General features: G+C 65.3%; 23 protein-coding genes, 1 tRNA gene and 1 rRNA gene. 14 read left to right on the forward strand and 11 right to left on the reverse strand.

What is annotated here, in order from left to right; genetic code table 11:
* Positions 1-578: ribosomal RNA gene (locus ABXG85_RS01970) — 16S ribosomal RNA — on the reverse strand; the annotation flags it as partial.
* A gap of 467 nt (positions 579-1,045) precedes the next feature.
* Positions 1,046-1,120: transfer RNA gene (locus ABXG85_RS01975), tRNA-Ala, on the reverse strand.
* A 165-nt stretch (positions 1,121-1,285) separates the two neighbouring features.
* Here ABXG85_RS01975 and rpsB point away from each other — a divergent pair.
* The 8 genes from rpsB (at position 1,286) to ABXG85_RS02015 (ending at position 7,627) form a co-directional block, all read left to right on the forward strand.
* Positions 1,286-2,071: a 30S ribosomal protein S2 gene (gene rpsB, locus ABXG85_RS01980; RefSeq protein ID WP_353512067.1), complete on the forward strand. Its 786-nt coding sequence runs from the start codon at positions 1,286-1,288 to the stop codon at positions 2,069-2,071.
* Positions 2,068-2,658, forward strand: a complete 591-nt coding sequence (gene tsf / locus ABXG85_RS01985) for a translation elongation factor Ts (RefSeq protein WP_071676419.1) — start codon at positions 2,068-2,070, stop codon at positions 2,656-2,658. Before rpsB ends, tsf begins: the two co-directional genes overlap by 4 nt.
* A 55-nt stretch (positions 2,659-2,713) precedes the next feature.
* The gene (pyrH, locus tag ABXG85_RS01990; protein WP_353512068.1) at positions 2,714-3,418 is read left to right on the forward strand and encodes a UMP kinase; all 705 of its coding nucleotides are present in this window, start codon (positions 2,714-2,716) and stop codon (positions 3,416-3,418) included.
* Between the two features lie 12 nt (positions 3,419-3,430).
* On the forward strand, positions 3,431-3,988 hold the full coding sequence (gene frr / locus ABXG85_RS01995) for a ribosome recycling factor (protein ID WP_039456448.1): 558 nt from the start codon (positions 3,431-3,433) through the stop codon (positions 3,986-3,988).
* 69 nt (positions 3,989-4,057) lie between these two features.
* Positions 4,058-4,888 (forward strand): phosphatidate cytidylyltransferase, encoded by an 831-nt coding sequence (locus ABXG85_RS02000; protein ID WP_353512069.1) that lies wholly within the window; start codon positions 4,058-4,060, stop codon positions 4,886-4,888.
* Complete coding sequence (gene dxr, locus ABXG85_RS02005) at positions 4,885-5,988, forward strand: 1-deoxy-D-xylulose-5-phosphate reductoisomerase (protein WP_353512070.1); 1,104 nt, start codon at positions 4,885-4,887, stop codon at positions 5,986-5,988. Before ABXG85_RS02000 ends, dxr begins: the two co-directional genes overlap by 4 nt.
* Complete coding sequence (locus ABXG85_RS02010; protein ID WP_353512071.1) at positions 5,985-6,995, forward strand: M50 family metallopeptidase; 1,011 nt, start codon at positions 5,985-5,987, stop codon at positions 6,993-6,995. Before dxr ends, ABXG85_RS02010 begins: the two co-directional genes overlap by 4 nt.
* Positions 6,995-7,627 carry a glycosyltransferase family 2 protein gene (locus ABXG85_RS02015; RefSeq protein ID WP_353512072.1) on the forward strand — a complete coding sequence of 211 codons (633 nt, stop codon included), beginning with the start codon at positions 6,995-6,997 and terminating at the stop codon, positions 7,625-7,627. Before ABXG85_RS02010 ends, ABXG85_RS02015 begins: the two co-directional genes overlap by 1 nt.
* Here ABXG85_RS02015 and ABXG85_RS02020 read toward each other — a convergent pair.
* The 6 genes from ABXG85_RS02020 to ABXG85_RS02045 all read right to left on the reverse strand — a co-directional run bounded on the left by ABXG85_RS02020 (position 7,608) and on the right by ABXG85_RS02045 (position 11,360).
* Complete coding sequence (locus ABXG85_RS02020) at positions 7,608-8,135, reverse strand: hypothetical protein (RefSeq protein ID WP_353512073.1); 528 nt, start codon at positions 8,133-8,135, stop codon at positions 7,608-7,610. The genes ABXG85_RS02015 and ABXG85_RS02020 overlap by 20 nt on opposite strands.
* Positions 8,136-8,921 (reverse strand): pyrroline-5-carboxylate reductase, encoded by a 786-nt coding sequence (gene proC, locus ABXG85_RS02025; RefSeq protein WP_353512074.1) that lies wholly within the window; start codon positions 8,919-8,921, stop codon positions 8,136-8,138.
* Positions 8,918-10,117 carry an RsmB/NOP family class I SAM-dependent RNA methyltransferase gene (locus ABXG85_RS02030; protein ID WP_353512075.1) on the reverse strand — a complete coding sequence of 400 codons (1,200 nt, stop codon included), beginning with the start codon at positions 10,115-10,117 and terminating at the stop codon, positions 8,918-8,920. The genes proC and ABXG85_RS02030 overlap by 4 nt, the downstream gene beginning before the upstream one ends.
* Positions 10,114-10,386, reverse strand: a complete 273-nt coding sequence (locus ABXG85_RS02035) for a stage V sporulation protein S (RefSeq protein ID WP_014515944.1) — start codon at positions 10,384-10,386, stop codon at positions 10,114-10,116. The genes ABXG85_RS02030 and ABXG85_RS02035 overlap by 4 nt, the downstream gene beginning before the upstream one ends.
* A gap of 92 nt (positions 10,387-10,478) precedes the next feature.
* Positions 10,479-10,916 carry a type II toxin-antitoxin system RatA family toxin gene (locus tag ABXG85_RS02040; RefSeq protein ID WP_353512076.1) on the reverse strand — a complete coding sequence of 146 codons (438 nt, stop codon included), beginning with the start codon at positions 10,914-10,916 and terminating at the stop codon, positions 10,479-10,481.
* 9 nt (positions 10,917-10,925) lie between these two features.
* Complete coding sequence (locus ABXG85_RS02045; RefSeq protein WP_353512077.1) at positions 10,926-11,360, reverse strand: RecX family transcriptional regulator; 435 nt, start codon at positions 11,358-11,360, stop codon at positions 10,926-10,928.
* 23 nt (positions 11,361-11,383) lie between these two features.
* Here ABXG85_RS02045 and ABXG85_RS02050 point away from each other — a divergent pair, with 23 nt between their 5' ends.
* The 6 genes from ABXG85_RS02050 to ABXG85_RS02075 all read left to right on the forward strand — a co-directional run bounded on the left by ABXG85_RS02050 (position 11,384) and on the right by ABXG85_RS02075 (position 18,015).
* Positions 11,384-12,067, forward strand: coding sequence for a metallophosphoesterase (locus ABXG85_RS02050; RefSeq protein ID WP_353512078.1), 684 nt, complete (start codon positions 11,384-11,386; stop codon positions 12,065-12,067).
* A 53-nt stretch (positions 12,068-12,120) separates the two neighbouring features.
* Entirely contained in the window at positions 12,121-12,876 is a 756-nt protein-coding gene (locus ABXG85_RS02055; RefSeq protein WP_353512079.1) for an MBL fold metallo-hydrolase, read from the forward strand.
* A 3-nt stretch (positions 12,877-12,879) separates the two neighbouring features.
* Entirely contained in the window at positions 12,880-13,428 is a 549-nt protein-coding gene (locus ABXG85_RS02060) for a CPBP family intramembrane glutamic endopeptidase (protein WP_353512080.1), read from the forward strand.
* Between the two features lie 143 nt (positions 13,429-13,571).
* Positions 13,572-15,584 carry a PrkA family serine protein kinase gene (locus tag ABXG85_RS02065; RefSeq protein WP_353512081.1) on the forward strand — a complete coding sequence of 671 codons (2,013 nt, stop codon included), beginning with the start codon at positions 13,572-13,574 and terminating at the stop codon, positions 15,582-15,584.
* Positions 15,581-16,642 (forward strand): DUF444 family protein, encoded by a 1,062-nt coding sequence (locus tag ABXG85_RS02070; protein ID WP_353512082.1) that lies wholly within the window; start codon positions 15,581-15,583, stop codon positions 16,640-16,642. The genes ABXG85_RS02065 and ABXG85_RS02070 overlap by 4 nt, the downstream gene beginning before the upstream one ends.
* Positions 16,643-16,644: 2 nt before the next feature.
* Positions 16,645-18,015, forward strand: coding sequence for a SpoVR family protein (locus tag ABXG85_RS02075; protein WP_353512083.1), 1,371 nt, complete (start codon positions 16,645-16,647; stop codon positions 18,013-18,015).
* On the opposite strand, the gene ABXG85_RS02080 is transcribed toward ABXG85_RS02075, so the two are convergent.
* The 3 genes from ABXG85_RS02080 to pdo are packed head-to-tail and all read right to left on the reverse strand — an operon-like array spanning position 18,012 to position 19,862.
* Positions 18,012-18,800, reverse strand: coding sequence for a prolipoprotein diacylglyceryl transferase family protein (locus tag ABXG85_RS02080; RefSeq protein ID WP_353512084.1), 789 nt, complete (start codon positions 18,798-18,800; stop codon positions 18,012-18,014). The genes ABXG85_RS02075 and ABXG85_RS02080 overlap by 4 nt on opposite strands.
* Positions 18,800-19,171, reverse strand: coding sequence for a rhodanese-like domain-containing protein (locus tag ABXG85_RS02085; protein ID WP_353512085.1), 372 nt, complete (start codon positions 19,169-19,171; stop codon positions 18,800-18,802). The genes ABXG85_RS02080 and ABXG85_RS02085 overlap by 1 nt, the downstream gene beginning before the upstream one ends.
* Before the next feature lies 1 nt (position 19,172).
* Positions 19,173-19,862: a protein disulfide oxidoreductase gene (pdo, locus tag ABXG85_RS02090; RefSeq protein ID WP_353512086.1), complete on the reverse strand. Its 690-nt coding sequence runs from the start codon at positions 19,860-19,862 to the stop codon at positions 19,173-19,175.
* Positions 19,863-20,016 lie beyond the last annotated feature (154 nt).

Raw genomic sequence — 20,016 nt, forward strand, 5'->3', positions numbered from 1 at the left:
CCCAGACCGCCTACACGCCCTTTACGCCCAGTAAATCCGGGTAACGCTCGCGCCCTCCGTATTACCGCGGCTGCTGGCACGGAGTTGGCCGGCGCTATTACCTGGGTACCGTCATCCCCCTCGCCAGGGCTTTCGTCCCCAGTTCAGGAGTTTACACCCCGAAGGGCTTCCTCCTCCAAGCGGCGTCGCTCCGTCAGGCTTGCGCCCATTGCGGAAGATTCCTAACTGCTGCCTCCCGTAGGAGTGGGGCCCGTGTCTCAGTGCCCCTGTGGCCGGCCATCCTCTCAGACCGGCTACCCGTCGTCGCCTTGGTAGGCCTTTACCCCACCAACTAGCTGATGGGACGCGGGCCCATCCGGAAGCGGACTTGCGCCCTTTAATCATGCCCCAAACAAGCATGACCACATGCGGGATTAGCCCGAGTTTCCCCGGGTTGTCCCACACTTCCGGGTAGGTCACCCACGCGTTACTCACCCGTCCGCCGCTGACCACGAAGTAAACCCCGTGGCCCGCCCGACTTGCATGTCTTAGGCACGCCGCCAGCGTTCACCCTGAGCCAGGATCAAACTCTCCACAAAAAAACGCCACTAGGGCGTTGGGTGCTGCGACTTATGCCCGTTCCCGCGCTTTCAAGATCCCCCGCCGGTCCAACCGGCGCAAGCCTTACGGTACCAGGGAGCTTCTTTCCTGTCAAGAGCTGCGGGGCTTACCTAGTAAATCGCCTTGTACCCCAGAGACGAGAAATAAACCCTGTGACCAAGGGCCAAAAGTCTGTTCTGCACCTCGCTGCCCCCAGATCTCGGAACGAAACCCAAGCTCTCAGGAACGGAAAGAACATGCCTCGCTCCCACCGCACCAGGGCAAGAAACTGCCTATACCTCCACAGAGGCCACATGAGGAGGAACCTCTGGCCAACTTCCGGGAAGTCCTGAAGTCCCCACCTCATTTCGGATATTGGGGGTATGGAAGGTGGTATTGCCGCAAACTCGCTGTAAAAGTGACCCCCGCCCTCGGAAGTGAAGGCGGGAGTTTTGCGTCCTGGACTTGGTGGAGCGGAGGGGATTTGAACCCCTGACCTCCCGCTTGCAAGGCGGGTGCTCTCCCTCTGAGCTACCGCCCCACGCCCTAGGGAGTATAGCCCATAGGGGGGGCTTACGCAAAGGGGAAAGCCCCCCTATAATCGGAGAGGTGTGCCGGACCAGCCCGCCAGGCAGGGGAAGGTCCTGCGGGAAAGAGGCCGGCGCACGGGTAACGCCAAGCCCAACCTTCCCCGAACGGGAGGAATATGCCTGTAAACATCAGCGTTAAGGAACTTTTGGAAGCCGGGGTGCACTTCGGCCACGAGCGCAAACGTTGGAACCCCAAGTTCGCCCGCTTCATCTATGCGGAGCGCAACGGCATCCACATCATTGACCTGCAGAAGACCATGGTGGAGCTGGAGCGCACCTTCCGCTTCCTCGAGGACCTGGCCATGCGGGGCGGCACGGTGCTCTTCGTGGGCACCAAGAAGCAGGCCCAGGACATCGTGCGCATGGAAGCGGACCGGGCGGGAATGCCCTACGTAAACCAGCGCTGGCTGGGCGGGATGCTCACCAACTTCAAGACCATTGCCCAGCGGGTGAACCGCCTAGAAGAGCTGGAGGCCCTTTTCGCTTCCGAGGACATCAAGGAGCGTCCCAAAAAGGAACAGGTGCGCCTGCAACACGAGCTTGAGCGACTGCAAAAGTACCTTTCGGGATTCCGCCGCCTAAAGCGCCTGCCGGACGCCATCTTCGTGGTGGACCCCACCAAGGAGGCCATCGCGGTGCGGGAAGCCCGGAAGCTTTTCATCCCTGTCATCGCCCTGGCGGACACCGACTCCGACCCTGACCTGGTGGACTACATCATCCCCGGCAACGACGACGCCATCCGCTCCATCCAGCTCATCCTTTCCCGGGCCGTGGACCTCATCATCGAGGCCCGGGGTGGAGTAGTGGAGCCCTCTCCCTCCTACGCCCTGGTAGAAGAGGCGGAGCGCCAGGCCCAGACGGCCACCGAGGACTTCGGCAGCGAGGACGAGGTGGAAGCATGAGCCAGATGGAACTCATCAAGAAGCTACGCGAGGCCACTGGGGCCGGGATGATGGACGTGAAGAAGGCCCTGGAGGACGCCGGCTGGAACGAGGAAAAGGCGGTACAACTCCTCCGGGAGCGGGGGGCCATGAAAGCCGCTAAGAAGGCTGAGCGGGAGGCCCGCGAAGGGATCATCGGCCACTACATCCACCACAACCAGCGGGTGGGGGTGTTGGTGGAGCTGAACTGCGAAACCGACTTCGTGGCCCGCAACGAGCTCTTCCAGGCCCTGGCCAAGGATCTGGCCATGCACATCGCCATGATGAACCCCCGCTACATCTCCGCCGAGGAAATCCCGGCGGAGGAGCTGGAGAAGGAGCGGCAGATCTACATCCAAGCCGCCCTCAACGAGGGCAAGCCGCAGCAGATCGCCGAAAAGATCGCCGAAGGCCGCCTGAAGAAGTACCTGGAGGAGGTGGTCCTCCTGGAGCAGCCCTTCGTCAAGGACGATAAGGTCAAGGTGAAGGAGCTCATCCAAGAGGCCATCGCCAAGACCGGGGAAAACATCGTGGTGCGGCGCTTCTGCCGCTTGGAACTGGGGGCGTAACCCATGCGGCCAAGCCGGGGCCCCAACGCCAAGGGCCCCGGTTTTTCCTAAAGCCATGAAGTACAAGCGCGTCCTCCTCAAGCTTTCCGGCGAGTTCCTAACCTCCAACGGCTTCGGCATAGAGCCCGAGGCCACCAAGGCCTTGGCCCGGGAGATAAAGGCCGCCTACGAAACCGGGGTGCAACTCGCCATCGTCATCGGGGCGGGAAACCTCTGGCGCGGGGCGCGCCAAGGCGTGGGCATGGACCGGGCCACCGCCGACTACATCGGCATGCTGGCCACCATCATGAACGCCTTGGCCCTGCAAGACGCCCTGGAGGCCTTGGGCATCCCCACCCGGGTCCAGACCGCCCTCACCATCACCCAGGTGGCAGAGCCCTACATCCGCCGCCGCGCCCTAAGGCACCTGGAGAAGGAGCGCATCGTCATCTTCGGCGGGGGCACGGGCAACCCCTTCTTCTCCACCGACACCGCCGCTGCCCTCCGGGCCTTGGAGGTGGGGGCCGAGGTGGTCCTCATGGCCAAGAACAAGGTGGACGGGGTCTACTCCGATGACCCCCGCAAGAACCCCAACGCCGTGCGCTTCGAGGAACTCACCTACCTGGAGGTCCTAAACCGCGGCCTCCAGGTCATGGACACCACCGCCATCACCCTCTGCATGGAGGCGGGGCTTCCCATCGTGGTGTTTGACATCTTCAAGCCGGGCGCCTTGGTGGGTATTATCCAGGGGGAAAAGGTGGGCACCCTCATCCACACCTAGAAAGGAGGCGCCATGACCCTGAAGGAGCTTTATGCGGAAACCCGAAGCCACATGCAAAAGAGCCTCGAGGCCCTGGAGCACAACCTAGCGGGCCTGCGCTCGGGACGGGCTAACCCCGCTTTGCTCCTCCACCTCAAGGTGGAGTACTACGGCACCCACGTCCCGCTCAACCAGATCGCCACCGTCAGCGCTCCGGATGCCCGGACCCTGGTGGTCCAGTCCTGGGACCAAAACGCCCTCAAGGCCATTGAGAAGGCCATCCGCGACTCCGACCTCGGCCTCAACCCCGCCAACAAGGGGGACGCCCTTTACATCAACATCCCTCCCCTCACGGAGGAACGGCGCAAGGAGCTGGTGAAGGCAGCCCGCCACTACGCCGAGGAGGGCCGGGTGGCCATCCGCAACATCCGCCGCGAGGCCCTGGAAAAGCTCAAAAAGCTCGCTAAGGACCTCCACCTCTCCGAGGACGACACCAAGCGAGCCGAGGCGGAGATCCAAAAGATCACCGACGAGTTCATCGCCAAGGCGGACGAGCTCTTGGAGAAGAAGGAGCAGGAGATCCTGGGCTAGGCCCAGGGCGAGGGGCGGCGTGCCGGCGCTAGGGGTGGGCAAGCCACCCCCCTTTAGGGGGGGTGCGGGATGATCGGGCGGGAGGACCTCCCCACCCGGGTGGCTTCCGCCCTGGTGGGGGCGGGGCTTCTCCTCCTGGTCCTTTGGGCCGGGGTAGCCCTGATCCTGCCCACCTTGGTCCTGGTCCTCCTCCTGGGTGGGCTCGAGCTAAGGGATATGCTGGTCCGGCGGGGCGTCCGCCTCAACCTGCCCCTTTTCTACCTGGGGGGCGTGGGCATCTACCTCTTTTCCTTGCCCGCCCTTTACTGGCACTTCCCCCAGGTACCCTGGCGGGAGGTAGCCTTGGGGCTTTTCCTCATGGCCAGCTTCAGCTACGAGCTTTTGCGGGGCGCCGACCTCACCCGCTTCGCCTTCACCCTTTTCGCCTTCCTCTACCTACCCTGGAGCCTGGGCTACGTCCTCCTCCTGCGGGAAATCCCCGATGGTCGTCTGGGGCTTTGGACCCTAAGCCTACCCATCGTGGCCAGCTTCGCCACGGACATCGGGGCCTACTTCGTGGGCCGGGCTTTCGGCCGCCGGAAGCTCGCCCCGGAGATCAGCCCGGGGAAGACCCTCGAGGGCTCCTTAGGCGGCATCCTGGTGAGCTTCTTGGCCCTCTTGGCTTACACCGGGCTGGTGCGGGAGGTCTTTCCCTTTGGCCTTTTGGAGCTTTGGCTTTTTAGCCTCCTCCTCTCCTTGGCGGCGCAACTCGGCGACCTGGCGGAGTCCATGCTCAAGCGCTTCGCCGGGGTGAAGGACTCGGGGCGTTTCCTGCCCGGGCACGGGGGGCTTTTGGACCGCATAGATAGCCTTCTTTTCACCTTCCCCCTCACCTACTTCCTGGTGGTGCTCTTCACATGAAACGGGTGGTGATCCTGGGTTCCACGGGCTCCATCGGCAGGCAGGCCCTGGAGGTCTGCCGCTGGCGGGGCTATCGGGTGGTGGGCCTGGCCGCAGGGAAGAACCTGGAAGCGCTTTCGCAGCAGATCGCCGAGTGGCAACCTCTCCTGGTGGCGGCAGAGGAAAGCCTCCACCCCGAGCTCAGGGCGCGCTTTCCCGGCCTTAGGCTCGGCACCCCGGAGGAGGTGGCCGCCCTCGAGGCGGAGGTGGCGGTGGCGGCCATCCCGGGCCTGGCTGGCCTTTCCCCCACCCGCGTGGCGGTGAAGACGGGCAAGCGCCTGGCCCTGGCCAACAAGGAGGCCATGGTAGCGGCGGGGCCCCTCCTATGGCAAGAGGTGGAGGCCCACGGAGCCGAGATCCTCCCCGTGGACTCGGAGCACTCCGCCCTCTTCCAGGCCCTCTTAGGGGAGAGGCGGGAGGACGTGGCCGAGCTCATCCTCACGGCAAGCGGCGGCCCCTTCCTCAAGGAGCCCAAAGACCTCTCCCAGGTAACCCCAGAGATGGCCCTGAACCACCCCCGCTGGAGGATGGGCCCCAAGGTCACCGTGGACTCCGCCACCCTGTTCAACAAGGGCCTCGAGGTCCTGGAGGCCAAGGAGCTCTTCCGCTTTCCCCTAGAGAAGATCAAGGTCCTCATCCACCCCCAGGCCTACGTCCACGGCCTGGTGCGCTTCCGAGACGGCAACCTAAAGGCCCAGCTCGGCCCCACGGACATGCGGCTTTTCATCCAGTACGCCCTCACCCACCCCGAGCGGGCGGAAACCCCCCTAAAGGACCTTCCCCTCCCCGGGGTCCTGGAGTTCCTGGAGCCCGACCTAAACCGCTTCCCCGCCCTGGGGGTAGCCTACGAGGCGGGTAGAAGGGGCGGGGTGGCGCAGGTGGCGGTTTCCGCCGCCGACGAGGTGGCGGTGGAAGCCTTCCTGGCGGGCCGGATCCCCTTCCCCCGCATCCCCACGATCCTAGCCCGGGTCCTGGAAGCCACCCCCAGCCTTCCCCTAACATGGGAGAACCTCTTCGCCGTGGACGCTTGGGCCCGGGAAGAGGCCAAGAGGTGGACATGAGCCTTCTTTGGTTCCTCCTCATTATCGGCGTGAGCGTCTTCGTGCACGAGCTCGGGCACTACCTGGCCGCCCGCCTCCAGGGGGTGCGGGTCAAGGCCTTCAGCGTGGGCTTCGGCCCCGTCCTCCTGAGGCGGGAGGCCTTCGGCACCGAGTGGCGGCTTTCCGCCATCCCCTTAGGCGGCTACGCCGACATCGAAGGGCTTCTCCCCGAGGAGCGGGGCCGGGGCTACGACACCCTCCCCTTCCTGGGCAAACTCCTCGTCCTGGTGGCGGGGGTGGCGATGAACGTCCTTCTGGCCTGGGGGCTTTTGGGCTACCTCTTCAGCGCCCAAGGGGTTCCCGAGGCCACGGGGCGGGCGGTGGTCCTGGAGGTCATACCGGGAAGCGTGGCGGAAAGGGTGGGGCTAAAGCCCGGGGACATCCTCTTCGCCGTGGACGGCACCCCCTTCCAAAGGCCCCAAGACCTGGAACGGGTCAAGACCCCCGGCACCCACACCCTTTCCCTCCTGCGCCAGGGGGAAGAGGTCCAGCTCACCCTCGCCTGGGAGGCGGGGATGGAGCGGCTTGGGGTGGTCTACCAGCCCGAGGTGGCCTACCGCAAGGTGGGCTTTGCGGAAGGGCTCGCCTTGGCGGCGCACCGCACCCTGGCCTTCGGCCCGGAGATGGTGCGGGCCCTGGTAAAGGGGCTTCTTGGGGTCCTTGCCGGGAACCCCGATAGCGGGGTCATGGGGCCCGTAGGCATCGTGGCGGAAACGGGCAAGGCGGCGCAGGAGGGGCTTTTCCGCCTGGTGGAGCTGGCGGCGGCCATCAACCTCTCCCTGGCCCTCTTTAACCTCCTGCCCATCCCCGCCCTGGACGGGGGGCGCATCCTCCTCCTCTTCCTCGCCCGCTTCCTCCGCATCCGCCCCGAGCAGGAGGCGGTGGTCCACTACCTGGGCTTCCTGTTCCTTGTCCTTCTGGTCCTCCTCGTCACCTTTCAGGACCTGAGGCGGCTTCTGGGGGGCTGATGGAGGCCACGGTCCTGATCCCCGCCTACAACGAGGCCGCCACCATCGCCCAAGTGGTGCGGGTAGCCAAGGAGGCGGGCTTTCCCGTGGTGGTGGCGGACGACGGGTCCGAGGACGCCACGGCGGAACGGGCCCAGGCAGCGGGGGCGGAGGTGGTGCGCCTGGGGGAGAACCGGGGCAAGGGCGGGGCCATCGCCGCAGGGCTCAGGCGGGTGGCCACCCCTTACGTGATCCTCCTGGACGCCGATCTTCTCGGGCTCAGGCCTGAACACCTCCACGCCCTCCTGAACCCCGTGCGTTCCGGGGAGGCGGAGATGACCGTGGGCGTCTTCCAAGGGGGGAGGCTATCCACGGACCTGGCCATGCGCCTCACCCCCTTCCTCTCGGGGCAAAGGGCCCTGGCCACCAGGGCGCTAACGGGGGTGCCCGGCTTGGAAAGGGCCCGCTACGACCTGGAACTCCTCCTCACCCGCCACGCCAAGGCCCAGGGCTGGCGGGTGCGCTACCTACCCCTTCCCGGGGTGAGCCAGGTGATGAAGGAGGAGAAGCGGGGCCTTCTCCCCGGCTTCTTCCACCGGATGCGCATGTACCGGGAAATCCTCCGCTACTACCTCAAGGCGCACCTGGGGTGAAGCGGAGGAGCTCCACCCATACCCCTCCTGCCCGATAGGCCACCACCCCCAGGCCCAGCACCACATAAAGCTCCTTGAGATCGGTCCCCCCCTTTTCCGTGGTGTAGGCCACCCGCACCCGGTAAGCGTTGAAGGCCCCCGCCTTCACCCTCACCCCTTCCACGGCCTCCACTCGAGCGGAAAGGGCCACCCGCTGTCCCCGGAAGCGGGCGCTTCCCCCCCAGGCCGCCCCGGGGAAGAGCCGGGCCGGGTAGAGGAGGAGGGGGGGCTCAAAGGGAAAGTACCCCTCGGGAAAGCCCACCCCAAGGAGGTACACCCCTTCCGGGGTAAGGCGGAGCCGGTCCTCCCGGAAAAGCCGCTCGTCCTTAAAGTAGCGGAGGCGGTAGCCCTCCGGGGTGGGGAGGAGGTGCTGCCGGGTGCCGTCCCCGTAGGCGTACTGGCCCCCACCGGGGGGCAGGACCTGGGCCAGGGCCACGAGGAAAAGGGGAAGAAGGGCCAAGAGGCGCACCTACTCCGCCTCCCCGAGCTCGTGCCCCCTCCGGGTGGCGGCCTCCACCGCCTCAAAGAAGGCGGCGCGGAGGGCGCGGGCCTCGAGGGCGTGGAGGCCGTGAATGGTGGTGCCCCCGGGGCTTGCCACCTCGTCCTTGAGCGCCGCCGGGTGGCGGGTCTTGAGGAGCTCCCCCGTGGCCGCCAAGGCCTCCGCCGCCAGGCGCAGGGCCAGGGCCCGGGGCATGCCCATCTTGACCCCGGCGTCCGCCAAGGCCTCCGCCACCACCGCCAGGTAGGCGGGGGCGGAGGCGGACATGGCGGTGAAGGGGTCGAAGAGGTGCTCCGGGATCTCGTACACATCCCCCACCGTGGCGAAAAGGGCGCGGGCAAAGTCCAAGTCCCCCGCCTCCTGGGCCTCGCACAAGGCGGTGAGGGCGGTGGAGCTCTCCCCGATCATGGCCGCCAGGTTGGGCATGGCCCGCACCACCCGCCGCGTGTCCAGCCTGCGGGCAAGGACCGCGGTGGACACCCCGGCCATGATGGAGAGGTAGCCCACCTGGGGAAAGGCGATCTCGGGGGCCAGGTGGGGGAAGTCCCGGGGTTGCACCGCCAGGAGCACCCGCTCCACCCGGGCCAGGTCCCTTATCTGCAAAGGCCTTATGCCAAAGGCGCGCGCCAGCTCCTCCGTGCGCTCGGGGGTGCGCCCCACCACCCCCACCTCCTCGGGGCGCAGGAAGCCCCGTTCCAGGGCCCCTTTTAGGATGCTCCGGCCCATCTTCCCCAGGCCCAAGAAGGCAAGCCTCATGCCCTAGAGTCTACCTTCCGCAGGCGCAGGTAATAAAACCCGTCCAGACCCCCTTCCGGGGCCACGTAAACCCCTAAGCCCTGCCGCAGCACGGGCAAAGGACAAGGGAAAGGCTCGGGAACGAACTCGGGATGGCGGGCCAAAAACGCCCTGGCCACCCCTTCCCCCTCCTCCTCCGTGAGGGAGCAGACGGCGTAGACCAGCACCCCCCCCGCTTCCGTGGCGGAGGCGGCGGTTTCCAAGAGCTTGCCTTGGAGCTCAGCCATGCGGCCGGGGTCCTCGAGAGCCAGGCGGTAGCGAAGCTCGGGATGGGTACGGAAGGTGCCGGTGCCGGTGCAGGGGGCGTCCAGAAGCACCTTCTTCCCCCGCTCGGGAATGGGAGCGGTGAGGTCTTGGGTGCGGTAGGCCACCTGGAGGCCGAGTTTCTTGGCCGTGCGCTTCCCCGCCTCCTGCCGCTTGGCGTTTAGGTCATAGGAAATCACCTCCGCCCCGCGGCTTGCCAGGTAGAAGGCCTTTAGCCCCGCCCCGCCGCAGAGGTCCAAAACCCTCTCCCCCGGCTCCGCCTCCAGGAGCTTAGCGGCGAAGAGGGAGGCGGGGTTTTGCGGCTGGAGGCCGAGGGCGGAAAAGTCGGTCTTGGGGCCCTCCCAGACGTAGCTATCGGGGATAGGCCCTGGCCTTAGCCCCTCCACCGGGCGCAAGGCGGTGACGAAAAGGGGTGCCGGCTGGTTGAACCCCTCGGCGAAGGCCAGGCTCCCGAAAAAGCCCCGCCACTCCTCGCAAAGCCAGTCGGGGAGGGAGAGGCGCACGCACTCCGGAGCCCCCCTGGGCTCCAGGCGGCGCAAAACGGCGTTCACGAGCCCCGCAAGCCGGGGGTAGCGCCCCTTCACCGCTTCCACCCAGGGGCTTACCCGGGCGTGGTCCGGCTTGCCCAAGAGCCACTCCAAAGCCCCCAGGCGCAAGGCCCAGCGCACCAGGGGAGGGAGCTTCTCCGGTTGCGGCAGGTGGGGGGCGAGGAGGTGGTCTAAAAGCCGAAGCCGACGCAAGGCGCCGTAGACCAGGTGGGTCGCATAGGCCTTGTCCCGCTCCGGCCACGCCACCCGGTCCAGGGCTCGGTCCAAAAGCTGCTGAGCCCTTCCCCCGCGCTCCACCTCGAGGAGGAGGGCGAGGGCCAGGGCCCTAGGGTTCGCGGCCCTCAAGACTCCAGGGGATGCGCCTTGATGCTGAACTTCAGGGCGGTCCGCTCCTCGTTCTCCAGGTCCAGCTTGACGAAGGCGGGCTTGACCACCAGGTCCAGGTTATCGGGGGCGATGTAGCCCCGGGCGATGGCAATGGCCTTCACCGCCTGGTTCACCGCCTGGGGCCCGATGGCCTGGACCTCCACCTCGCCTTTGGTGCGCAAAAGCGCCGCGATGGCGCCGGCCACGGAGTTGGGGCGGGACTTGGAAGAGACGCGCAACGTTTCCACTTTGACCTCCTGAAAGCTCTTAGGCCACCCCGTTCGGCAAAAACATGGGCGGCTTCAGGGCCCATGCTAGAACAAACGGGCAGCTTGCGCAACTAGGCGGACCGGACCCGCTCCTCCAGGCCCTTGAGGAGGCTTTCCACGTTCTCTTGCATAAGCTTTTGCACCAGCTTCTGCAAGAGCCCCCCGAAGATGGGGATGGTGAGCTCGTAGGTGAGGGTGAGGACCACCCGGGTCCCCTCCCCCTCGGGCAAGAACACCCAGGTGCCTTCGTAGCGGTCAAAATCCCCCTCGGGGGAGAAGAAGCGGTTCCTGAGGTTGGCGTCGTCCCACTCCTCCTCCTCCACCCAGCGCACCCGCTTGCCCATGGCCACCGCCACCCACTCGCTCCGGGTGCGGGAGCCTTCCTGGGCGAGCACTTTGAGGCTTTCCACCTCCTTGAGGTAGGGCTTTAGCCCCTCCAAGTCTTTGGCCAGGGCGTAGACCTTCTCGGGAGGGGCCGGGATATAGCGCTCGGCGCGCACCTCGGGCATGGGCCCTTTTTACCCGTTTTCCTCCTCCTTGGCAAGCCGGTAGGCCTCCAGCGCCACCCCCAAGGGAAAGCCCCGCCCCTGCAGGAAGCGCACCGCCTTGACCTGGTCGTGGCGGCGGGGATAGCGGCGGAGCACCTTTAGGGCCGCCTGCAAGACCTCCTCTTCCCCCACCTCCCCCAGCACCTCCTCCACCACCTCCTCCGCCACCCCCTGGGCCAAGAGGAGGTGGCGGAGCTTGGCAGGGCCGTACTTGCGCCGGGCGGCCACGAAGGTTTCGGCGAAGGCCCGGTCGTCCAGGTAGCCGAGTTGCTCCAGGCGGGCCAAGGCCGCCTCCGCCTCCGCCTCAGGGAAGCGGGCGAGGAGCTTTTCCCGAAGGCGGGCCCGGCTCAGGCCCCGGCGGGCCAGGAGCTTGAGGGCAAAGGCCAAGGCTTCCGTCTTCCCCACCCCTTTAGGGTACGCTATGGCCCATGCGGGTCTATGCCATCGCCGACCCCCACCTCTCCCGCGTCCATCCCAAGCCCATGACCGTCTTCGGCCCCGCCTGGCAGGGGCACCCCGAGGCCTTTTTCCGGGGCTGGCGGGAGGTGGTGGGGGAAGGGGACCTGGTCCTCGTCCCGGGGGACATCTCCTGGGCCATGCGCCTCGGCGAGGCCATTCCCGACCTCTTAGACCTCGCCGCCCTGCCCGGGAAGAAGGTGCTCCTCAAGGGCAACCACGATTACTGGTGGCCCTCCATCAGCCGCCTACGGGCCGTCTTGCCCCCCGGGATGTACGCCCTGCAAAACGACGCCCTGGTCCTGGAAGGGGTGGCGGTGGCCGGCACCCGGGGCTGGCAGTACCCACCCCCGAGCCTCGAGGACGAAAAGATCTTCGCCCGTGAGGTGGAAAGGCTCAAGCTATCCCTAAACGACCTAAGGGGCAAGACCTACCGCTACCTGGTGGTGGCCTTCCACTTTCCCCCCTTCGGCCCCGGGGGGGAGGTCACGCCCCTTTTGCACCTGGCCGCCCAGGCCAAGCCGGACGCGATTGTCTATGGCCACCTTCACGGAGCGGACCCTGGCAAGCTTCCCTCGGCATACCAAGGGATTCCCCTCCACTTGGTTTCGGCCGACGCCTTGGCGTTCCGCCCCAAAAAAATCCTTGAGGTTTAGCCCAAATCGACCAGATGTACTTGATAGCAGATCTATCACTTTATACTAAGTACATGCGGAACTGGAAACCTCTAGGCGTTGGCGTGGAGAGCCTTTTCTTGGTCACGCCCCTCACCTGGTGGATAAACTTTGGGGTGTATATTTATCAATATAAGGGATTCCAAATCGACGCTGGCCCCCTTCGGACTTTCCGCTATACAAGCCGTGCGGAAGTCCTTTTTATCACCCACACCCATGAGGACCATGCTGGGGGAGCGGCCCGCCTTTCCCTGCCTATTTTCACCGGAAAAGAAGCGGCACACCTCTTACAAAATCCCCCTTCCCTCTCCTTTTACCGACGTCTAGTATGGGGAACACTGAAACCCGTCCGCGCCCAAGCTGCGGAGCGGGTAGGGTCTTTTTTCATCCTCCCCACACCAGGACATGCACCCGATCATGTGGTCATATATGACGAAGAGGCGGGCTTGGTCTTTGGGGGCGATCTTTTTCTTTCGGTGAGGGCCAACGTTGCTCCCCCCGGCTTTGACGTAGAAGCCCTTATCCAAAGCTTACGGAAGGTAATAGAACTCAAACCGCGCCACTTCTTCTGCGCCCACGCAGGGGTTGTGGAAAATCCACTCCGAGCCTTAACGGCAAAGTTGGATTTTCTAGAACGCACCCGCGAACAAGCCATTCGGCTTAAACAAAAAGGATTTCATCCTACTGAAATACGTGACCACCTCTTTGGTGGGGAGAGCCCTTGGGCCCTGTTTTCTGGGGGAATAATGAGCCGGTTACGCTTCGTGCGCGCTCTGCTGAAGGAAGATTAGCCCATGCGAAACCTCGGGCTACTGTTTGGCTTACAAGGGGGGCTTCTTCTCCTGGGAACTTCAGGCATGCTTTTACTGGGACTCCCTTTAGATACACCCCAACGGGAACAGAGCATATGGCTAGCCGTGGCTTTGCTACTCTCCCTTTGGTATTTGGAAGTTATTTTCCAAAAGACTTTCCCCGCCTCCTTTATGGAAGTAGAAAGGCTCCACCGCGAACTAGGCGTAGCCTTACGGCAGGCAAGATTAGGGCCGCCTGCACTTCTACTGCTTGCCTTTCTTTCTGGGATAGCCGAGGAGATTTTTTTTCGGGGCCTCCTACAGAGCCTTCTGATGGCTTGGTTAGGACCAGGTGGACTTTTCCTACAGGCCCTTCTCTTCGCCCTCCTCCACCCCGCCCCGCCACGGGCCTTCGCCTACCCCCTTTACACCTTCGTGGCCGGGCTTCTTTTGGGGTGGGCTTACCTCCACACGGGAAGCCTCTTTCCCGGCATCCTGGCCCATGTCCTCCACAACGCCCGGGGGTTTTACGAGCTCTGGCGCGAAACCTAGTCCACTCCTTCTGGACCAAGGCCCTATTATGGGGGTTCCGGGCGCCTTTGCCTAGGACCTGAAGCACAGTTCCCCACGGGGACGTGCTACAATGAAGGTAAGCTATGACAACTCCCGCCAAGCCCCTATGAAGGAGGGCGCACATGAACGAGCTGGAGCGCATCCGCCGCCGCCAGAACCTCGAGGCCTACCGGGCCCTTAGCTGGGAAGGCCCCTTCGCCGACTACCTGCGCCTCCTCAAGGAGGACCCAAGGCCCCTAAGGACCAGCTTCCAGCGGGTCCACGACATGATCCTGGCCCAAGGGGTGGAGGAATACACCCTCTTCCGGGAGAAGCTCCTCCACTACCGCTTTTTTGACGACCCCTTCGAGGAGGGCAAGGACGCCATCTTCGGCCTGGACAAGCCCCTCATGCGCCTGGTGGCCACCCTGAAGGCGGCGGCCCACCGCCTGGGCCCGGAGCGGCGCATCCTCCTCCTCCACGGCCCCGTGGGCTCGGCCAAGAGCACCATCGCCCGCCTCCTCAAGAAGGGCCTGGAGGCGTATAGCCGCACGGAGGAGGGGAAGCTTTACACCTTTTACTGGAAGACCGAGGAAGGCCCCCTCCCCTGCCCCATGCACGAGGAGCCCTTGCACCTCTTACCCAAGGAGATCCGGGAGGAGTTCTTGGCGGAGCTCCGGGCGCTTCACCCCGAGTACCCCTATCCCCTCGAGGTGGAGGGCGACCTCTGCCCGGTTTGCCGCTTCCAGATGCGGGAGGCCCTGGCCCGCTACCAAGGGGACCTGGCCGCGGTCTTGGAACACGAGGTGGGGGTGAAGCGGCTGGTCCTTTCGGAGAAGGACCGCGTGGGCATCGGTACCTTCCAGCCCAAGGACGAGAAGAACCAGGACGCCACGGAGCTCACCGGGGACATCAACTACCGCAAGGTGGCCATCTACGGCTCCGACTCCGACCCCCGGGCCTTCAACTTTGACGGGGAGCTCAACATCGCCAACCGGGGCCTGGTGGAGTTCATCGAGATCCTGAAGCTGGATGTGGCCTTCCTGTACGACCTCCTCACCGCCAGCCAGGAGCACAAGATCAAGTCCAAGAAGTTCGCCCAGACGGACATAGACGAGATCATTTTGGGCCACACCAACGAACCCGAGTACCGAAAGCTCCAGGCCAACGAGTACATGGAGGCCCTGCGGGACCGCACCATCAAGATCGACGTCCCCTACATCCTCCGGGTTTCCGACGAGGTAAAGATTTACCAACGCGACTTCGCCAAGGTGCGGGCCAAGCACATCGCCCCCCACACCCTGGAGATGGCCGCCACCTGGGCCGTCTTGACCCGGCTGGAGCCCCCGAAGCGGGCTGGGCTCACCTTGATGCAGAAGCTCAAGCTCTACGACGGCAAGCTCCTTCCCGGCTGGACGGAGGAGGCGGTGCGGGAGCTCATGCAGGAGGCCAAGCGGGAGGGCTTGGAGGGCATTAGCCCCCGCTACATCCAGGACAAGATCTCCAACGTCCTGGTCACCAGCGAGGAGCCTTGCATCAATCCCTTCATGGTGATGAACGAGCTGGAAGAGGGCCTGAAGCACCATTCCCTGATCTCCGACGAGAAGACCAAGGAGCGCTACAAGGCCCTCTTGCAGGAGGTGAAGGCGGAGTACGCCGAGATCGTGAAAAACGAGGTGCAAAGGGCCATCGCTGCCGATGAGGAGGCCTTGAACCGCCTCTTCCACAACTACATCGACCACGTGAAGGCCTACGTGCTGGGGGAGAAGGTGAAAAACCCCTACACCGGCGCCCCCGAGCCGCCCAACGAACGGCTCATGCGCTCGGTGGAGGAAAGGATTGAGATCCCCGAGTCCCGCAAGGACGACTTCCGCCGCGAGATCATGAACTACATCGGGGCCCTGGCCCTGGAGGGGAAACCCTTCACCTACAAGGATAACGACCGCCTGCGCCGCGCCCTCGAGCTCAAGCTCTTTGAGGACCAGAAGGACACCATCCGGCTTTCCGCCTTGGTCTCCGGGGTGGTGGACCCGGAAACCCAGGCCAAGATCGACGTGGTGAAGGCGAGGCTCATCCGGGACTACGGCTACTGCGAGCACTGCGCCAGCGGCGTCTTGGAGTTCGCCGCCTCCCTCTTCGCCCGGAGCGAACGATGACGAGAGGGGAAGGCTTTTTGCCCATCGCCCGCGACCTGGAGCGCTTCAAAGAGATCGTGCGGGGGGAAGTGAAGAAAAGGGCGCGGGAGTTCCTCACCCGGGAGGAGCTCTTCGGGCAGGTGGAAGGGCGGCTCGTTTCCATCCCCTTGCCCCAGCTGGAGCTCCCCAAGATCGTCTACGGGGACCCCTTGGGGGAGGGCTTCGGCCTTGGGGGACCCGGGGACGAGGCCCTGGGGGAGGGGGGGCACATCCCCGTGGCGGAGCTGGAGCTGGAGGAGTTTTTAGAGCTCATGGGGGAGGCCTTGCGCCTACCCCGCCTGTTGCCCAAGGGGGAGGGGGAGGTGACGGAGGAGGCCTTTCGCTACACCACCATCGCTCGCACGGGGCCCCGGGGGCTCCGCCACGTGCGCCGCACCCTGAAGGAAAGCCTGAAAAGGGCCCTCCTCACCGGGGAGTATCGGCCGGAAGAGCCCCGCCTGCTTCCCCAGAAGGAGGACCTCCGCTACAAGGCCCCCAAGAAGCGGCCCAAGCCCCACGCCCAGGCGGTGGTCCTCTTCGCCTTGGACGTTTCCGGAAGCATGCGGGACGAAGAGCTTCGGCTGGTGAAGACCCTTTCCTTCTGGATCACCCTCTGGATCAAGCGCCACTTCCCCCGCCTGGAGCGGCGCTACCTCCTCCACGACGCCGAGGCCTGGGAGGTTTCCGAGGAGGAGTTCTTTCGCGCCCAAGAGGGAGGGGGGACGCGGCTTTCCAGCGCCCTCCTCCTGGCCGAGGAGATCCTCAAGGCCTACCCCGAGGCCTTCTACAACCGCTACCTCTACCATTTCTCCGACGGGGAGAACTGGCAGGGGGATACCCCCATCGCCCTCGAGGCCCTGCGCCGCCTCCTCCCCACCCTCGCCCTTTACGGCTACGCCCAGGTGCAGGGGCCATACGGCCAGGGCCGTTTCCTGGACGAGGTGCGGGACGCTTTGGCGGGCCAGGCGGGCCTCGCCACCGCCGAGGTGCGGGGCCGGGAGGACCTGCCCACCGCCCTAAGGCGCCTTTTGGGAGGGTAAGCGTGGAGAAGGAGCTTCGCCGGTGGGCCCAGCGCCTGCGGGAAAGGGCGGAGGCGGAAGGCCTCTCCTTCCCTCCCGTCCTCTTCGAGGAGGTAACCCCAGAGGAGATGGCCATGCTGGCCGCCTACGGGGGCTTCCCCCGCCGCTACCCCCACTGGCGCTGGGGAAGCGAGTACCTGCGCTACCGGGAAACCTACCGCTATGGCCTCGGCCGCATCTACGAGTTGGTGGTGAACACCCACCCCGTGCAGGCCTACCTCCTCCGGGGAAACACCCTCCTGGCCCAGAAGCTGGTCATGGCCCACGTCTACGCCCACGCCGACTTCTTCCACCACAACCTGGCCTTCAAGCCCATCCCCAAGGACATGCTGGCGGAGATGGCCCACCACGCCGCCTACGTGGAAAAGGCCATGGAGCGGCACGGGGCCAAGGCGGTGGAGGAGTTTCTGGACCTGGCCCTCTCCCTGGAGAACCTCATCGACCCCCACGCCCCCTACATCCAACGGCCTGAGGAAGAGGAGGAAGAGGCCCCAAAGCGCCTTCGGGTCCGCCCCTACCTGGACCCCTTCGTCAACCCGCCCCCCGAGTTTCCCAAGGAGGCGGAGGAGGGGGCCAAGCCCAAGCCCCTGCCCCCAAAGCCTACCCGGGACATCCTAGGGTTCCTGGCCCGGCACGCTCCCCTGGCTCCATGGCAAAAGGGGATCCTGGAGATTATCCGGGAGGAAAGCCTCTACTACGTGCCCCAGGCGGCCACCAAGATCCTCAACGAGGGCTGGGCCACCTACTGGCACACCAAGCTCCTCCTCCCCCTCCTCACCCCGGAGGAGGCGGTGGAGTTCGCCGAGTTGCAGGCGGGCCTCCTTGCCCCCCACGGGCTCAACCCCTACCGCTTAGGCTACCTCCTGCTCCAAGAGGTGGAGGAGCGCTGGGATAAGGGGCGCTTCGGCCCGGAGTACGAGGCCTTGCCCCTGGGGGAAAAGCTCCGCTACGAAAGGCCCACGGGAGAGGGGCGAAAAAAGCTTTTCCAGGTGCGCACCGTCCACACCGACCTGAGCTTCCTGGAGGAATTCCTCACCCTCGAGTTCGCCCTGCGCCAGCGCCTCCTCTCCCCAGGGGAGCTGGAAGCCTTCCCCCAAGCCAAGCAAGCCCTCCTCTTCCGCCTCACCAACGCCGGCTACCCCATCGTGGAGCTCCTTGACGCCAACTACCAAAACCGGGGCGAGCTCCTCCTGGCCCACGCCTACGAGGGGGCAGAGCTGGACCTGAGAAAAACCCAGGCGGTCTTGGAAAACCTCCACCGCCTCTGGGGCCGCCCCGTCCACCTGAGGACCGTGGTGGGGGGCAAGGAGAAGCTCCTCTCCGCCGGGGCCTAGCGCAAGGCCCGCAGGTAGCCTAAAAGCACCGCCTCGGAAAGCTCTCCCAGGTGCCGGGCCACAAGCCGCCCCTCCCGGTCAAAAAAGAAGGTGGTGGGCAGGCCCTGCACCCCAAGGGCCTGGGAAAGCTGGGTTTCCGGGTCCAGCAGGACCCAGTCCGCCGCCAGCCCCTCCTGTTCCAAGAAGCTCCGCACCACCGCCGGACCCTCCCCCTGGCTCACGAAGGCGAAGCGCACCTCGGGGTTTTCCTGGCTCAAGCGCATCATCATGGGCAGCTCGCGGCGGCAGGGGGGGCACCAGGTGGCCCAGGCGTTCAGGACCAGGGGTTTGCCCCGGAACTCCTGGAGGTTCACCGGGGTGCCCCCCAAGGTGGTGAGGGTAAGGGCGGGAAGCCCCCCCTCCTGCCGGCCACCCCCGCGAAGGAAAAGCCCCGCCACGAGACCCGCCGCCAAAGCGGCCACCAGGGCGTAGCGCCAAAGGTGCTTGGGCAAAACCATGAGCGTGTACCCTCCCGAAGCCAAGATACCCCAAAGGGGGTCAAAACCCCCCTGCCAGACGTAGAGAATGGAAAGGGGGTCGCGGGCGTAGACGGGAAAGTTTTCCAGCACAAACCCAAGCCGCGCCCCCAGAAGCCCTACCCAGATGGCGTTGTAGGCCCACGGGGCAATCCTCCTGTCCACCCTGCGGGCCAGGACCTCCGCCACCACCACCCCGGCCAGGAGGGCCAGGGCCACCTGGACCCGGGCCCAGGGGATGGCGAAAGGCCCCACCTGCAAGGCGTCCATCAGCGGACCAAGGGGTAGCCTGCCCGCGCGATGGCCAACACCCCTCCTTCCACGTTGTAGAGGTTGGTGTAGCCCTTCTTTTTCAGGTATTCCGCCGCCTGGCGGCTGCGGTTGCCGCTACGACAGTAGAGGTAGACGGGCTTGTCCTTGGGGAGGGTATCCGCCCAACGGGCCACCTCCTCCACAGGGAGGTTCACCGCTCCCGGCACGTGGCCTTGGGCGAACTCCGCAGGCGTGCGCACGTCCACCACCATGGCCCCGGCGCTCAAGGCCCGGTAGAGCTCCTCCGGGGACACGTTCTGGTAGCTCCCCTTGGGACCGCAGGCGAAGAGGAAGAGGGGAAGAAGGGCGAGAAGGGCGCGGCGGGTCATCTTAGGCCCGAACCCCCACGGCCTTGCGGATGGCCTGGAGGAACTGGGAAAGGGGCTGGGCCCCCAACACCCGCTCCTTGCCCTCGTTGATGATGGTGTCGGGCACCCCGTGGATGTGGTAGCGATTGGAAAGCTCGGGGAACTCGTTGGCCTCGATCATCTCGCCCCAGACCTTGGAGGAGGCGTAGGCCATGCGGTGGGCGGTGCGCACCGCCTGCGGGCAGTAGGGGCAGGTGGGGGTGACGAAAACCTGGAGCCGCACCTCCTCGGGAAGGTTGTTAAGCTCCTGGACCACGTTTTCCGGCAGGCCGTGCCCATCGCGGCCCAGCATCTCCAGGTCCTCGAGGAGGCTGGCGAACTCGTATCCCGCCGGAATCCCCCGGTAGCGGAGGTTAATGGCCTCCGAGCCCTTTTCCCGCAGGATCAGGGTGGGGGCCGCCTCCACCTTATAGGTCTTGGCCATCTCCTGCCCCTCGGGGGTGGCGAGGTCGTAGACCACCAGGTGGAGCTTGTCGGAAAGGGGGGCGAGCTCCTCCAAGAGCTGCTTGGTTTCCTTGCAGTAAAGGCAGGGTTCCTTGCCCGGGGCGATGAGGGTGGAAGAGTCGGTAAAGAGCACCATCTCCACATCCCGGGTAAGGCTAGAAAGCCGCTCGCGAACGATCTCTTGCTCCTTGGGTCCCAGTAACGGCATCGCTTCCTCCTTAAGCTGGATACCCCCGTAGGGGTACGTCCTTTGACAAATATAACAGATGACGTCGCCCCTTCATAGAGAGAGACCTCACGTTGCGCGGGCTTGACACCAATTACCCCCATAGGGTATCTTAGGCGCGTGGGGACAAAGGTCC

The organism is Thermus sp. LT1-2-5, assembly GCF_040363165.1.
Taxonomy (GTDB): Bacteria; Deinococcota; Deinococci; order Deinococcales; family Thermaceae; genus Thermus.